Source organism: Streptomyces sp. NPDC044921 (assembly GCF_056432865.1).
The window spans coordinates 154,524-167,461 of sequence record NZ_JBWKIF010000011.1 but is presented as its reverse complement, the minus strand read 5'-3'; the positions used below and the strand labels follow the sequence as shown (position 1 = coordinate 167,461).

Genomic DNA, 12,938 nt, shown 5'->3' with positions numbered 1-12,938 from the left:
CCCGCCGCCCGCACCGGCAGCCCGGCGGTACGCGGCCCGCGCCCGGCCTCGCCCGCGTGACGCATGGGCTGCTAGTCCGCCACCACGATGCGCTCCACCGCGGCCGTCACCAGTTGTTCGCGCTCCGCCTCCGTGAAGACGTCGGGCAGGGTCAGCTGCTCGACGATCAGCCAGTTCAGGGTCAGGATGAGCAACTTGACGGCCGTGGCGTCGCCGGGGAGGCCGGAGGCCTCGTGGTAGGCGACGTTGGCGTCGACGTCATCGCGGACCCGCGCGGTGAGCACCTTGCGCAGTTCCGGGCGGCGGGTGGCCTCCAGTCGGAGTTCCAGGAGCGCGAGGTATCCGGTGCGGAAGGACGCGACGCGGCCGACGAGTTCCCGCATCAACTCCACGTACGTCTCCCGGCTGCGGTCGGCGGCCCGGTGACGGGCGATCGTGGCCTCGTCGGGCTGGAGGCGCTCGTACACCCGGGCGCCGGCCTGGGTGAGCAGGTCGTCGCGGTTGGCGAAGTAGTTGGACGCCGTGCCGACGGGGACGGCGGCCTCGGCATCGACGGCCCGGAAGGTCAGGCCGCGTGCGCCCTCTCGGGCCAGCACCTCGATCGCCGCGTCGACGAGGGCCGCGCGCCGCTGGTCGTTGCGCCTCACCATGGACACCACTCCATCTGTAGTACTACGATTACACCACTTCAGGCAGAGTACTACGTAGGGGGTCACCGTGCGAAAGCTCGTGTACTACATCGCCGTCTCGCTCGACGGCCGCATCGCCGGCCCCGGTGGGGAGTCCGGCTTCTTCCCGCAGGGCGACGCACAGCAGGCCACCGCCTACTCGGCCTGGATGAACGGGCTGTACCCGGAGACCGTCCCGACCGCCTACCGCGCGGCAGCCGGCGTCGCCGACGCGCCCCGCCGGCGCTTCGACACGGTCGTCATGGGGCTCGGCACCTACCGCCTCACGCTCGACAACGGAATCACCAGCCCGTACGCGCACCTGCGCCAGTACGTCGTCTCCAGCACCCTCGATCCGGACACCGACCCGGCCGTCACCGTCGTGCCGGGCGACCCGGCCGGGCTCGTCCGTGGGCTCAAGGGCGGCGAGGACACCGGCCTGGACATCTGGCTCTGCGGCGGCGGCCGGCTCGCGGGCGCCCTGCTGCCCGAGATCGACGAACTGCTGATCAAAACGTATCCGGTCGTTGCCGGCGCCGGTGTCCCGCTGGTCGACGGCGCCTTCGACCCCACCGTCTTCGACGTGGCCGAGCGCACCGCCTTTCCCAGCGGAGTCACTCTCACCCGCCTCACCCGCCGCGGAGTCGTGCGGTCGTCGTGACTCCGGCCCGGGCCAGGTGCGTTGCGCCGCCGGACGCGGCCGGCCGGTACGTCACGCGTCCGCTTGAAGCCGAGCCGCTCCCGACTCCCGTCCAGCCGCGCGTCGCGTTCTGCCGCGGCCCCTGAACCGCCCGCCGTTCCGTTCGCCGTGGCCGAAGAGTTGGCGGCCGCTCCGGACAGGCGTCATCCGGCGCTGTCAGGGGCGGCCGGGGCCGGACGTGTCTCGTGGCTCGTGTTGTGGGCAGGCGTATGGGGAGCAGACGTAACCTCACGATGGAGAGCCGGTGATGACGACTTCCCGTGCGCAGCGGTCCCTGCCCGAGGCCGGGGAGGAGGCCGCGCCGACACGCCTGGAGCGGGAGAATGCCCAGCTGCGGCAGGCGGTGGATTCCCACGCGACGGTCGATCAGGCCATCGGCGTCCTGGTCGCGGTGCACCGGCTGACGCCGACTGCCGGGTTCGAGGTGCTGCGTGAGGTGTCCCAGCACTGCAACGTCAAGCTTCACTCAGTGGCCGAGACGGTGATCGACTGGGCGCTGGGCGATCCCCTGCCACCGCCGGTGGGCCGGGAGCTGGACGCGGCCGTGCAGCGGCGCCCGCGGACGGAGGGAGACCCGGAGCGCCCCGGGTAGGGCCGGACGGCCACCCCGGTACCGCGGCGCGGTCCTCCCGGCACCGCGACGAACGGACGTTCGCCCCATCGTGGAGACCTGGGGAAACATGTGAGGCATAGTGCGGGGTACGCGCAGGCGTGTGAACGGGGGTACAGGGATGGAGCCGGCGGAGTCAGTCCCCGAGGGGCAGGGCCACGTGATGCCCGGCGCCGCCCCTCAGCTGCAGGACACGGTCGCTCTCGACGGTGACGGGCACGTCATCGCCGAGGCGCGCCACCGGGCGGCCGGCTTCCTCGCGCGCGTCCAGGCCGAGCACGGCATCCCGGTGTCCGCGCGCGCCATGGATCTGACCCAGCTGGTGGTCAGCGAACTGGTCACCAACGCCCGCAAGTACGCCCCCGGGCCGGTGCTGATGGAACTGCGCGTCTCCGGTGACGGGGTGCTCGTGGCCGTGTGGGACAGTGACCCGGTCCTGCCGGTGGCCCGGGCCGCCGACGCGGGCAGGGTCGGGCAGCACGGGCTGGAGATCGTCATGGCCGTGGCGCAGGGCTTCGAGGTCCGGCGGGAGCCGGTCGGCAAGCGCATCACCGTCCGCATCGCCCTGCTGGACGACCCCGGCGGTGACGTCGCCGGGCGCAACCCCGAGTAGCGCCCGCCGCAAGGGCCGGCCGTCCCGCGGGGCGTCGTCGGCCCGGACTTCGACGTCTATGCCGGGCGGATGCCTGACCGGCGGGGGCGACGGGCCGTCACGCGGGGCCCGGACCGGGCCGGAGGAAGTCGGTGAGGGCGGCGGCCAGCGCTTCGGGTGCCTGTTCGGCGACATGGTGACCGGAGTCGATGCCCTGGCCGCGGACGTCGCCGGCCCAGCGGCGCCAGATGGCGCGGGGGTCCCCGTACAGGTCCTCCAGGTCGTCCCGCAGCGACCAGAGGACGAGCGCCGGGCAGTCGATGCGCGCACCGGCGGCGCGGTCGGCCTCCTCGTGCCGCCGGTCGATGGTGAGGCCGGCGCGGTAGTCCTCGAGCATCGCGCGTACGACGTCGGGGTCACGGGTGGCCTGCCGCCACTCCTCGTAGTTCTCCCGGCCCATCGTCTCGGGATCGCCGTTGTACCAGCTGTCGGGATCGGCGGTGATGACGCGTTCGGGGATGCCCGGCTGGGCGAAGAAGAACCAGTGCCACCACTGGGTGGCGAAGTCGACGGTGATCCGCGACAGGTGTTCCGTGAGCGGCACGCAGTCCGCGAAAGCCACCCGGGTGACGCTCCCGGGATGGTCGAGGACGAGGCGCAGCGCCACATACCCTCCGCGGTCGTGTCCGACGAGCGCGAAGCGGTCGTGACCGAGGTGGCGCATCACGGCCACCACGTCCCCGGCGACGGCGCGTTTGGAATAGCCCGCGTGATCAGCGGTGAAGCCCGGCCCCCTCGAGCGCCCGTATCCCCGCAGGTCCGGGCAGACCACGGTGTGACCGGCTCGCACGAGCAGCGGGGCGACCCGGTGCCACGTGGCCGAGGTGCGGGGATGCCCGTGCAGCAGCACCACCGGCGGGCCCTCCCCGCCGAAGCGGACGAAGACGGAAGCCGGACCGACATCGACCTGCGCCGTCTCGAAACCTTCGAACACCCCGGCCTCCTAGGGTTCAGCTGACCACCGCGTCGCCCGGCCGCCGCGGTACGGGCTTACCCCCTGCCCCGCTCGGCGGCGGCCATGTCTCCCGCTGCCGGCCCTCATCGCCGCCCCCTGGACCGGCAGCCGACCGACGCGGCCCAGCCGGTGCCTCTGGCCTACGACGGGTGCGTCCTCGCCCCGGGGACCGCGCACGCCGCCGTACCGCCGGGCAGGCGCCCGCGGTGGTGGGCCACGAGACGGTAGACACCGTGGGCGCCCCAGCGCAGGGGCGGCAGGGCGAGGACCGCCCCAGCGACGGCCCACGCGCCGCCCGCGCTCAGCAACAACTTCGCCACGGCCCGGACGCCGCCGTACACCCGGCCGATGGGCGTCACCCACAGCGCCTCGTACCGGGCCCGCTCCTCGGTGACGCCGAGCGCCGCCAGGTCCGCGTGCTGCCACGCGACGGCGTCGCACCCGGGTCGCACCAGACGCCGGACGACGCCCACCGACGTGGTGCAGAAGCCGCAGTCCCCGTCGAAGATCAGCACTGGTCGCGTACGCACCCCTCCATCGTGCCGCACGCGCGTCCGCGCCCGCACGGGCACCGGCGTCCGGGCCGGAAGGGGGCTGGTGGCCGCCGCCACCAGCCCCCTTCACCTGCGTACGGAACTGCCCGCGGTGACGGGTCTCACCGCAGGGGGCGCACCCGAACGTCGCGGAAGCGGACCTTGTTGCCGTGGTCCTGCAGCCGTATCGCTCCCGCCGCCGGTGTCTCGGGCCGGCCCGAGGCGGTGGGACCGTCGAGGGCGACGTCGTCGTGGACCTTCCGGCCGTTCCACACGACCGTCACCCGGGCGTCGGCGGTCTTGGCGCCGCTGTCGTCGAAGCGGGCCGCGCGGAACACGATGTCGTACGTCTGCCAGGTCTCCGGCCGGGTCGCCATGTTCGCGTCGGGTGCCTTCTTCCGATAGATCGCCCCGGCCTCGTCGGTGCCCGGTGAGGTGTCGCCGTAGGAGTCGAGGATCTGCAGCTCGTAACGGTCCTGGAGGAAGATGCCGCTGTTCCCGCGGTCCTGGCCGGTGACGTCCGGTGGCAGCTGGGGGACACGGAACTCGACGTGCAGGGCGAAGTCCTGGTAGGCGTCCTTGGTGCGGATGTCGCCGCAGCACACCTCCATCGACTTCTCCTCCGCCAGCGGCCACGCCACCTTCCGCCCGTCCGTGTGCTGCCACTGGGCCTGCGAGCCGGCGCTGCCGTCGAAGAGCGTCACCTCGCTGCCGTGCGGACGCACGGTGATCAGGTCGAGGTTGACATGGCCGGTATCGCCCGGGTCGAACCGGTAGGAGACCGAGTTCGGGCCGGCGCGCAGGCTCAGCCGTTCGGTCCGGGTGGACCAGGAGTCCCAGTCCCCGGTGGAGGGCAGCCGGGTCTGCCGGACCTTCTTCCCGTTGGCGTACAGCGAGAGGGACTTGGTGCCGGCGAACGGGTTGGGGCCGTTGGCGTAGCGCAGATTCACGTCGTACGTGCCGCTCTTCGGGACGGTGACGTCGAAGGTCGTGGCGGCCTTGCCCTCGGTGGCGTAGCGATCGACGAAACCGCTGCCGGAGTAGCCGGAGTGGTCGGTGCCGATCCCGGCCGTCCCGGTCAGCCGCGCTTCCTCCGCCTCGTACAGCGTCGCGGCCGGCGGCTGCTTCCCGGGCACCTCGTTGAGCGTGTACCAGGCCTCGGTGCTCCACAGCGTCTCACCGGAGGCCGACGTGAACGGGCGCGGGGAGCGCACGTGCACCACGTGGCCGGGCTTGAGGCCGTCGGTCCGCAGCCGGACGGTGCGGCCGTCGTCGGACAGCGTCGCCGAACGCACGGCGAGCCTCTCCTCGGCGATCTTCGGGCCGCCGTAGTCGGCGGTCGGGGTGTAGCGCCACTGCTCGACCCGGTAGCGGGCGGCGAGTTGGGCCGCGGTCTGCTCGGACACCGGCTGGGTGTAGGTCAGGTCGAAGCCGCCCGGGACGGCGCGCATCGTCTTGATGTCGAACGTGTTGCCGCCGTTGGGTGTCAGCTTCTGCAGGCCGAAGCGGAGTTTGCCCTCCTGGCCCCAGTTGCCGTCGGCGCCGAGCCCCCCGGCGTAGACGGCGCCGTCGGGGCCGAGGGTGAGGCGGTTGACGCCGGCTTCCAGCCCCTGGGTGTAGCGGAAGACCGCGCCCTGGTACTGGCCCTTCACCTTCTCCAGGTAGGCGCGCTGGAGGCCGCCGTAGGTGACGTCGCCGATCAGCATCTGACCCGCGAACTGCCCCTTCTTCAAGTACAGCGGTGTCGAGGGCGAGTTGGCGATCTCGTTCTGCGGCAGCCAGAGCACCGGCGCCGTGACGGGGGAGGACTCGAAGGGACCGGCGGGCTCGGTGTAGTGGTTGAAGAAGCGGTCCTGCTTGATCTGGACGAGCTTCGACGAGGGGAGCCAGCCGCCCTGGTTGTCGGTGGCGAACAGGCCGCCCTCCGGGCCCCATCCGATCCCGTTGGGCGTGCGCAGACCGCCCGCGACCGGGCTGATCCGGCCGGTCTTCTTGCTGATCTTGTAGGTGGTTCCGCGGTTGGGGGCGGGCTGCGGGGTGGTGGTCGCGCCGCCGTAGTCGATGGCGACGGAGAGGTTCACGTAGAAGTACCCGTCGCGGTACAGCAGACCGAACGCGAACTCGTGGAAGTTGCCCCCGTAGGGCCAGGTGGCGACCGTGCGGTACGTGTCGGTGACGTCGTCGCCGTCGTCGTCGACCAGCCGGGTCAGCTCGTGCTTCTGCGAGACGTACAGCGAGCCGTCGACGTACTTGAGGCCCATGGGTTCGCGCAGCCCTTCGGCCACCTTCTTGACGGTGACCTCGTCGCGGCTGGTCCCGCCGGTGACGTTGTCGAGCAGGTACACCTCACCGGCAACGTTGTCAGTGCCGCCCCAGGTGCTGATGGCCAGTCGTCCGTCGGGCAGCCAGTCCATGCCGCTGACCTGCGGTTCGAACCCTTCGGGGCGCAGGTCCGTGAGGTCGAGGTCGGGGCGTACGGAGGTGAGAGGCAGCCCGTCTCCGGGGGAGTCCCCGCTCGCCTCGCACTCCTTGCGGCCCGGCGCCGTCACCCGGACCACGCCGGCGTCGGTGGTCAGCGCCTTGCGGGGCACGACGGTGAACTCGCTCTCGCCCGGCGGTTTCCAGGACAGCTGCAGCTGCTGCCCGCCGTCCCGTTCGAAGTGGTCGAGGCGCAAGGGGTGGGATCCGGCGGTGAGATGGACGGTTCCGTCCTTCGGCTCAGCGCCGTGCAGACCGTCGTGGTCGATCACCGTCGAGCCGTCGAGCGTGAGCCTGGAGCCGTCGTCGCTGGTGAGCCGGAACACGTACGACCCGTCGCGGGGGGCGATCAGATAGCCGGTCGCCTCCGAGACGAACCGGTCCTCGAACCCGCCGAAGTCGGCGGCCGTGGACCAGTCGACGGTCGGCATGAGCTTGTCGTGGTTCGGGGTCTGTCCCGGCTTGAGGGTGCACAGCTTGCTGAGCGGGGTCTGGACGTCGTAGACGCGCAGTGTGACTCCGGGCTCCTGCGGCGGGATGTCGGCTGCGGCCGCCGGGGCGGCCAGGACCCCGCCGGCCAGGACGGCCGAGGTGAGCAGTCCGATGAGGTGTCTTCGGGTTCGGGGGAAGGGGCGTTGGCGCATTGGTCCTCCTGTGCTGGGGACCGGACCGTGCCGGATCGTTCCGGTCGTTCACGGGGGTGGAGCGCTGGTTGCGCCGCAAAGGTAAGAGACTTTCGCTTGTCATGTCCATACTTTGTCATCAGTGTGTTCAAAGTCGGTCCGCATCCCGGTGCGCCCGCCGTGAGCGCCGCTCGTGTGCTGCCCGGACTCAGGGGGTTCGGCCATGCCCCGATGGTGGAACTGATCATGGGTGGGCAGCACTTGGCTCCCGGGAATCTCCCGGAGGTGCGCCCGGGGGAGAGGCGGTGAGGACGGGTGAGCGAAGAGGGCGGCCGTGACTGGGTGCGCATGACCCCGGACGACTTCGACCGTGAGGCGCCGCCGCGCCCGGAGCCGGACGCCCGTGTGCCAGCCGAGCTGGACGAGTACGGGACGGCTCCCCTCTTCGGGGACGAGCCGGCTCCGGCGGGAACGGGCCGGCCGGTTCGGCCCTCCGCTCAACGCGTCCGCCAGGAGCGGCTGTTCTGACCCGCCGGCGCACGAGCACGACGGGACACGGCGAGAGTGCACCGGCCCAACCGGTTCGGGACGCCGCCCGAGGCTCCGGCCGGACGAGCCGGCACCACGATCCGGACGTCCCGCCGCCTCCCGCGCCGCGGGTACGTCGACGTCACCCGGCCGCGAGACCGTCGTTCCGACGGGCCGTCAGTTCCCCTTCAGCTCCTGGGCGAACATCACGAGGATGCCGCTGGGGCCGCGGACGTACGTGAGCTTGTAGAGGTCCTCGTAGGTCGCCACACCGCGCAGCGGATGGCAGCCGTGCCTCGCGGCTGTCTCGAGGGCTTCGTCGATGTCGTCGACCGAGAAGGCGACGCGGTGCATGCCGATGTCGTTGGGACGGGCCGGTTCCGTCTCCATCGCCTCGGGGTGGATGTACTCGAACAACTCCAGGCGGCCGTTGCCGTCCGGCGTCCGGAGCATCGCGATCCTGGCGTGATTGCCATCAAGACCGACGGCCGTGTCGGTCCACTCGCCACTGACGGTGTCGCGGCCGACGACCGTGAGGCCGAGGTCGGTGAAGAAGGCGATCGCCTCTTCGAGGTCCCGGACCGCGATGCCGACGTTCTCGAGTCTGATGGCCATGCCCGGCATGCTACCGAGCCGGGGCCCGCCGGACGCCGGTCGACAGGGGCGCGGCGACTGCGGACGGCTGGACGACGCGCCGGCGGTCGAGGAGCGGGGCGCCACCTCCACCTCGGTGACGTTCTCGCCGCCGCGCAGGCGCCCTCCGAGGCACCGACCGGTGGAGCCGGTCGGCGGGCAGCGGCACGCTGGTGCGGCCGCGGCTGGCACCGACCCGCGGCGATCGCCGGTCCCGGTAGCCGCGACCAGCGCAGCGGGGTGGTGTCCAGCGCCGGGTGTGCCGCACGGTACCGGTGGCGGGCACGGCGGCACTTGGTGGTGCCGTGCGCCGGGTGTGCCGCGTGGCGTCGGTGGCGGGTGCGGCGGCGCCCGGGCGAAGGCCTCGACCGGTCCCGGTAGCCGCGACCAGGGCAGCGGGGTGGTGTCCAGTGCCGGGTGTGCCGCACGGTGCCGGTGGCGGGCGTGGCGGGCGTGGCGGGCGTGGCGGGCGTGGCGGGCGTGGCGGGTGCGGCGGCGCCCGGTGGTGTCGAGTGCCGGGTGTGCCGCACGGCGTCGGTGACGGGCACGGCGGCGCCCGGGCGAAGGCCTCGACGTCGAGCCGCCGGCGGGTCGGGGTGACGGGCGGGGACACGCGACGGTCCGGATCCTCACGGCGCTCCTCCCGCACGGGAGCGCGGAGTTTCCCGACGGCCGACACCGCTTCCGCAACCTCGTCCCGGGCGGCGAGCACGGCCGGGGCCTGTGTGCGCCCGGCCGACGGCCCGGCCTGCGGGGAGGGCGCAACCGGTCGCCGGTAGGCTGCGGCGGTGCGCACGGTCGAGCTGTTGTTGGACGAGGCGGCGGAGCAAGCGGTGCGGGAGGCCTGGCGGCGGCTCGCGGACGCGGGGCTGCCCAGCCAGGCGCGGCACCGCTCACCCACCAACAGCCCGCACCTCACCCTGGCCGCCTGCCCGGAGCTGACCGCCCCGATCCGCTGGGAGCTCGCCGAGGTGGCCGCCGCCCTGCCGCTGCCGGTGCGGTGCACCGGCGTCGTCCGCTTCGAGCGGCCCACCTCCGTGCTGGCCTGGGCGCTGGACCTCGACTCCGCGCTGGCCGGACTGCACCGCAGGGTGTGGGAGGCCGTGGCCTCGGACAGCCCGCCGGAGACCCTCAACCCCTTTCACGCACCCGGGCGGTGGGCCCCGCACATCACCCTCGGGCGGACCCGGCGGGCCGGGGCCTTCGCCGACCGGCGCGTCCCCGCGCTGCTGCCGGCGCCGCCGCTGTCGGTGCGGCTCACCACCCTGCGCAGTTACGACACCCTGACCGGCGCCCTGGAGGTGCTGGAGCCCCGTCCGTGAACCCCGGCACGGGGGCGGCTGGCCCACGATCACGCGGTCGGGGACGACCTCGTTGGCGACCCGGCCCGACCCGCCTGACCAGGCAACACGGGCGGATGAGGTGAGGTCGCGGAAACTCGGGGAAAAAGGTCCGGCAGCTGACGGGAGGTTGTCGTGGAGCGTGCAGATCTGGAACTGGGCCACGTGCTGGCCGCCGCGGAGGCGGCGCCGCCCGGTGAGTCCGTGAACGTCGTCGCACGGGACCTGCAGAAGCGGTTCGGTGCGGCGCGCGTGTCGTTCCTGTTCGCCGATCTCATCGGACAGCGGCTGGTACGGCTCGCCGCGGCCGACGGTGACGCGGTGGACCAGCCCGGGCCGGTCGACCTGCGCGGCAGCGTCTACGACAGCGTGCTGCAGAGCCAGCGTCAGCATGTGGAACCGGACGGCCAGGGCGGACTGCGCGTCATCACGCCGGTCACCAACCGCGGCGACTGCATCGGCGTTCTGGAGGCGACCCTGCAGTCCGCCGACGACGCCGTGCTCCGGCAGGTCCGCGACGCGGCCCACGCGCTGGCGTACATCATCGTCACGGACCGCCGCTTCACCGACCTGTACCACCTGGGACGGCGCACCACCGAGACCAGCCTGGCCGCGGAGATCCAGCACCAACTGCTGCCCTCGGCCTCCTGCTGCGAAGCACCCCAGTTCACCCTCGCCGCCGGGCTGATCCCGGCCGACGACATCGGGGGTGACACCTACGACTACACCCTCGACCGCGACACCCTGCACCTGTCCATCACCGATGCCATGGGGCACGACACGAACTCCGCGCTGCTGGCGACGTTGCTGGTCGGCGCGCTCCGACGGGCGCGCCGCAGCGGCTGCGACGCCCTGAAGCAGGCCCAGCACGCCCACCAGGCCCTGCTGAGCCACAGCCGTGGCCTGGCCACCGGGCAGTTGCTGTGCGTCCAGCTCGGAACGGGGCTGTGCGAACTGGTCAACGCAGGTCACCCCTGGCCGCTGCGGCTGCGCGACGGCGTCGTCGAGGAGGTCAGACTCGCCGTGAACCTGCCGTTCGGGGTGGCGGCACCCACCTCCTACCGGGTGCAGGAACTGCAACTGCGCCCGGGTGACCGCCTGATCCTGCTCACCGACGGCATGCAGGACCGCGGCGCGGCAGCGGTCGACCTGGCCTCGGTCATCCACGACACCCGCGAACAGCATCCGCGGGAGGCCGTCCGGAGCCTGACCGCGGCGGTGCTCGACGCCTGCCACGGCCATCTCCGCGACGACGCCACGGTCCTGATACTGGACTGGCACGGCGACCGCGGCCGACCGGCCGACCTCGGCGGGTCGTACGTACCGGAAGCGGACTTCGGCCCGGAGAGGTCGCCGTCATCGGCTTCGACGACGTCGAGAGCGGACGCTTCGGCGTCCCCACCCTGAGCACCGTGGCACCACCCGGCAATGCCGCGGTCGCCCGGGTCGCCGCCGCGCTGCCGCGACGCCGGATGGACGAGGCCGCGGGAACCGCGGCGGACGCCTCCTGGACCGACGTGCGGTCGCCGCAAGACCTGGTGGTGGCGCACCGGCCGGTACTGCGCGAGAGCACGGGAGGCACTGGCGGGTCACTTCCCACGGACTCCTGGCCGGCGCGGGTCTGATCACCGCGCTTCGCCGATCGGCCACGCACCGGCACGGAAGGTGCGGCGCCTCACCCGCACCTGGCCCGGTGTGCCCGGTGCCGTTGCCGTTGCTCGTCGTCCGTGCCCGTCGCCCGTCGCCCGTCAGCCCGTGTCCGTCACCATCACCCGTCTCCGTCCCCCGTGTTCCGGCGCTGCCCGGTCAGGCGGGCGGGAGCGGGAAGAGCATGCAGCTGCTCGTGGCATGGGCCAGCAACCGGTCCTCCGAGTCGCGCAGTTCGGCCTGGGCGAGCGCCGTGCGACGCCCCGAGTTGAGGACCGTGCCGACGGCGCGGACCTTGCCGGTGTCGACGGTGACGGGACGGAGGAACTTCAGGTTCAGGTCGATCGAGGTGTATCCCGTGCCCGGGGGCAGCGTGGACTGCACCGCGCAGCCGGCCGCCGAGTCCAGGAGCGTGGCGTACACACCGCCGTGGACGCTGCCGATCGGGTTGTAGTGCTCCTCGCCCGGCACCAGGGCGAAGACCGCCCGGCCGTGCTCGGCCTCTTCGAGGGTGAAGCCCAGGGCCGCGGCGATCGGCGGAGCGGGCAGGCGCCCGTCCAGGATCTCGCGGAGGAAGCCGAGACCGCTGTGCTGAACGACGGCACCGGCGGAGACCCGCGGGTCCTCCCACTCGAACGTGCGTGACCTGCGCATTCCCGCTCCCTCGTACATCTGGCTTCTCCGGGCGAAGCTAGCTGGATCGACATCTGGCTGTCAATGCCGAAGTCAGCCTAGGATGGGCGCATGAGGTGGTTGGAGACGAGCACGGCGAACTGCACGGTCCAGCGGACCCTGGACCTGGTCGGCGAGAAATGGTCGCTGCTGCTGCTGCGGGACGCCATGAACGGCGTCAGGCGCTTCGACGACTTCCGTCGGCACATCGGGCTGTCCGAGGCCGTCCTGGCGGACCGGCTGCGCAAGTTGGTCGCGGCCGGGATCCTGGAGACCGCCGCCTACCGCGAACCGGGCAGCCGCACCCGGCACGAGTACCGCCTCACCCGCAAGGGCTGGGACCTGTGGCCCGCGATGATCGCCCTCAAGCAGTGGGGTGACCAGTACGCGGCGGATCCCGAGGGCCCGCCCCTGGCCGTCCACCACGAGGAGTGCGGAGAAGGGCTGCGCGCCGTGGTGGTCTGCGGAGAGGGCCACGGGCCGCTGACGCCTCCGGAGGCCGGTATCCGCCCGGGCCCCTCGGCGCGGCCCGCCACCTGACGGTCCGACGGGCCGGGCGGGACGTCCGCCGCCGCGGCCAGAGGCGCACTGCCGCTGCCCCACCTGCTCCCGCAGCCCTGCGCCCGCGCGGCCCTGCCCTCCCGCAGCTCTGCCCCCGCGAAGCCGTACGCGGGGGCCGACCCGGCCGCCCACCACGGACTCCGCCTGCGTGACGGTCACGCGCCTGCTTCTCCGAGGGCGCCCACCTGCCTTACCGCCTGCTCGCGCGGCCCCCGCGCGGCCCCCGCGCGGCCCCCGCGCGGCCCCCGCGCGGCCCCCGCGCGGCCCCCGCGCGGCCCCCGCGCGGCCGCCGTCGCGCCGGGGGAGGAGGGGCGCAGCGGGCCGTGCCCTCCCGCAAC

The 12,938-nt window shown here is 73.0% G+C and carries 13 protein-coding genes and 1 pseudogene; 8 read left to right on the top strand and 6 right to left on the bottom strand.

The features are described 5' to 3' along the window. Positions 1-71: 71 nt before the first annotated feature. Positions 72-650, bottom strand: coding sequence for a TetR/AcrR family transcriptional regulator (locus tag AC07DA_RS19275; protein WP_479129357.1), 579 nt, complete (start codon positions 648-650; stop codon positions 72-74). Positions 651-717: 67 nt separating this feature from the next. Between AC07DA_RS19275 and AC07DA_RS19270 the strand changes: the two genes are divergently transcribed. The 3 genes from AC07DA_RS19270 to AC07DA_RS19260 all read left to right on the top strand — a co-directional run bounded on the left by AC07DA_RS19270 (position 718) and on the right by AC07DA_RS19260 (position 2,591). Continuing rightward, positions 718-1,329 (top strand): dihydrofolate reductase family protein, encoded by a 612-nt coding sequence (locus tag AC07DA_RS19270; RefSeq protein WP_479129356.1) that lies wholly within the window; start codon positions 718-720, stop codon positions 1,327-1,329. Positions 1,330-1,615: 286 nt separating this feature from the next. After that, on the top strand, positions 1,616-1,960 hold the full coding sequence (locus AC07DA_RS19265; protein WP_479129355.1) for an ANTAR domain-containing protein: 345 nt from the start codon (positions 1,616-1,618) through the stop codon (positions 1,958-1,960). Positions 1,961-2,141: 181 nt separating this feature from the next. Continuing rightward, positions 2,142-2,591, top strand: a complete 450-nt coding sequence (locus AC07DA_RS19260) for an ATP-binding protein (protein ID WP_479129459.1) — start codon at positions 2,142-2,144, stop codon at positions 2,589-2,591. Positions 2,592-2,688: 97 nt separating this feature from the next. On the opposite strand, the gene AC07DA_RS19255 is transcribed toward AC07DA_RS19260, so the two are convergent. From AC07DA_RS19255 to AC07DA_RS19245, 3 genes are all read right to left on the bottom strand, one after another. Beyond that, on the bottom strand, positions 2,689-3,564 hold the full coding sequence (locus AC07DA_RS19255; RefSeq protein WP_479129354.1) for an alpha/beta fold hydrolase: 876 nt from the start codon (positions 3,562-3,564) through the stop codon (positions 2,689-2,691). A gap of 161 nt (positions 3,565-3,725) precedes the next feature. Continuing rightward, complete coding sequence (locus AC07DA_RS19250; protein WP_479129353.1) at positions 3,726-4,115, bottom strand: thiol-disulfide oxidoreductase DCC family protein; 390 nt, start codon at positions 4,113-4,115, stop codon at positions 3,726-3,728. Positions 4,116-4,240: 125 nt separating this feature from the next. Beyond that, the gene (locus AC07DA_RS19245; RefSeq protein ID WP_479129352.1) at positions 4,241-7,240 is read right to left on the bottom strand and encodes a 3-keto-alpha-glucoside-1,2-lyase-like domain-containing protein; all 3,000 of its coding nucleotides are present in this window, start codon (positions 7,238-7,240) and stop codon (positions 4,241-4,243) included. Positions 7,241-7,534: 294 nt separating this feature from the next. Between AC07DA_RS19245 and AC07DA_RS19240 the strand changes: the two genes are divergently transcribed. Then, the gene (locus AC07DA_RS19240; protein WP_479129351.1) at positions 7,535-7,747 is read left to right on the top strand and encodes a hypothetical protein; all 213 of its coding nucleotides are present in this window, start codon (positions 7,535-7,537) and stop codon (positions 7,745-7,747) included. Between the two features lie 177 nt (positions 7,748-7,924). Here AC07DA_RS19240 and AC07DA_RS19235 read toward each other — a convergent pair whose 3' ends face one another. Next, entirely contained in the window at positions 7,925-8,362 is a 438-nt protein-coding gene (locus AC07DA_RS19235; RefSeq protein WP_479129350.1) for a VOC family protein, read from the bottom strand. A gap of 806 nt (positions 8,363-9,168) precedes the next feature. On the opposite strand from AC07DA_RS19235, the gene AC07DA_RS19230 reads away from it, so the two are divergent. The 3 genes and pseudogenes from AC07DA_RS19230 to AC07DA_RS19220 all read left to right on the top strand — a co-directional run. Then, positions 9,169-9,702 (top strand): 2'-5' RNA ligase family protein, encoded by a 534-nt coding sequence (locus AC07DA_RS19230; protein ID WP_479129349.1) that lies wholly within the window; start codon positions 9,169-9,171, stop codon positions 9,700-9,702. Between the two features lie 153 nt (positions 9,703-9,855). Beyond that, a complete protein-coding gene (locus AC07DA_RS19225; RefSeq protein WP_479129348.1) occupies positions 9,856-11,127 on the top strand; it encodes a PP2C family protein-serine/threonine phosphatase in 1,272 nt (423 codons plus the stop codon). Further along, positions 11,052-11,345: pseudogene (locus tag AC07DA_RS19220) on the top strand (hypothetical protein); the annotation flags it as partial. The gene AC07DA_RS19225 and the pseudogene AC07DA_RS19220, both read left to right, overlap by 76 nt. A gap of 181 nt (positions 11,346-11,526) precedes the next feature. Here AC07DA_RS19220 and AC07DA_RS19215 read toward each other — a convergent pair. Beyond that, positions 11,527-12,021: a PaaI family thioesterase gene (locus AC07DA_RS19215; protein WP_479129347.1), complete on the bottom strand. Its 495-nt coding sequence runs from the start codon at positions 12,019-12,021 to the stop codon at positions 11,527-11,529. Between the two features lie 90 nt (positions 12,022-12,111). On the opposite strand from AC07DA_RS19215, the gene AC07DA_RS19210 reads away from it, so the two are divergent. Beyond that, positions 12,112-12,579, top strand: a complete 468-nt coding sequence (locus tag AC07DA_RS19210) for a winged helix-turn-helix transcriptional regulator (RefSeq protein ID WP_479129346.1) — start codon at positions 12,112-12,114, stop codon at positions 12,577-12,579. Positions 12,580-12,938 lie beyond the last annotated feature (359 nt).

Coding starts and splice junctions, on each gene's coding strand:
- AC07DA_RS19275 (WP_479129357.1), bottom strand. CDS start 650: ATGGTGAGGCGCAACGACCAGCGGCGCGCGGCCCTCGTCGACGCGGCG.
- AC07DA_RS19215 (WP_479129347.1), bottom strand. CDS start 12,021: ATGCGCAGGTCACGCACGTTCGAGTGGGAGGACCCGCGGGTCTCCGCC.
- AC07DA_RS19235 (WP_479129350.1), bottom strand. CDS start 8,362: ATGGCCATCAGACTCGAGAACGTCGGCATCGCGGTCCGGGACCTCGAA.
- AC07DA_RS19265 (WP_479129355.1), top strand. CDS start 1,616: ATGACGACTTCCCGTGCGCAGCGGTCCCTGCCCGAGGCCGGGGAGGAG.
- AC07DA_RS19245 (WP_479129352.1), bottom strand. CDS start 7,240: ATGCGCCAACGCCCCTTCCCCCGAACCCGAAGACACCTCATCGGACTG.
- AC07DA_RS19210 (WP_479129346.1), top strand. CDS start 12,112: ATGAGGTGGTTGGAGACGAGCACGGCGAACTGCACGGTCCAGCGGACC.
- AC07DA_RS19260 (WP_479129459.1), top strand. CDS start 2,142: ATGCCCGGCGCCGCCCCTCAGCTGCAGGACACGGTCGCTCTCGACGGT.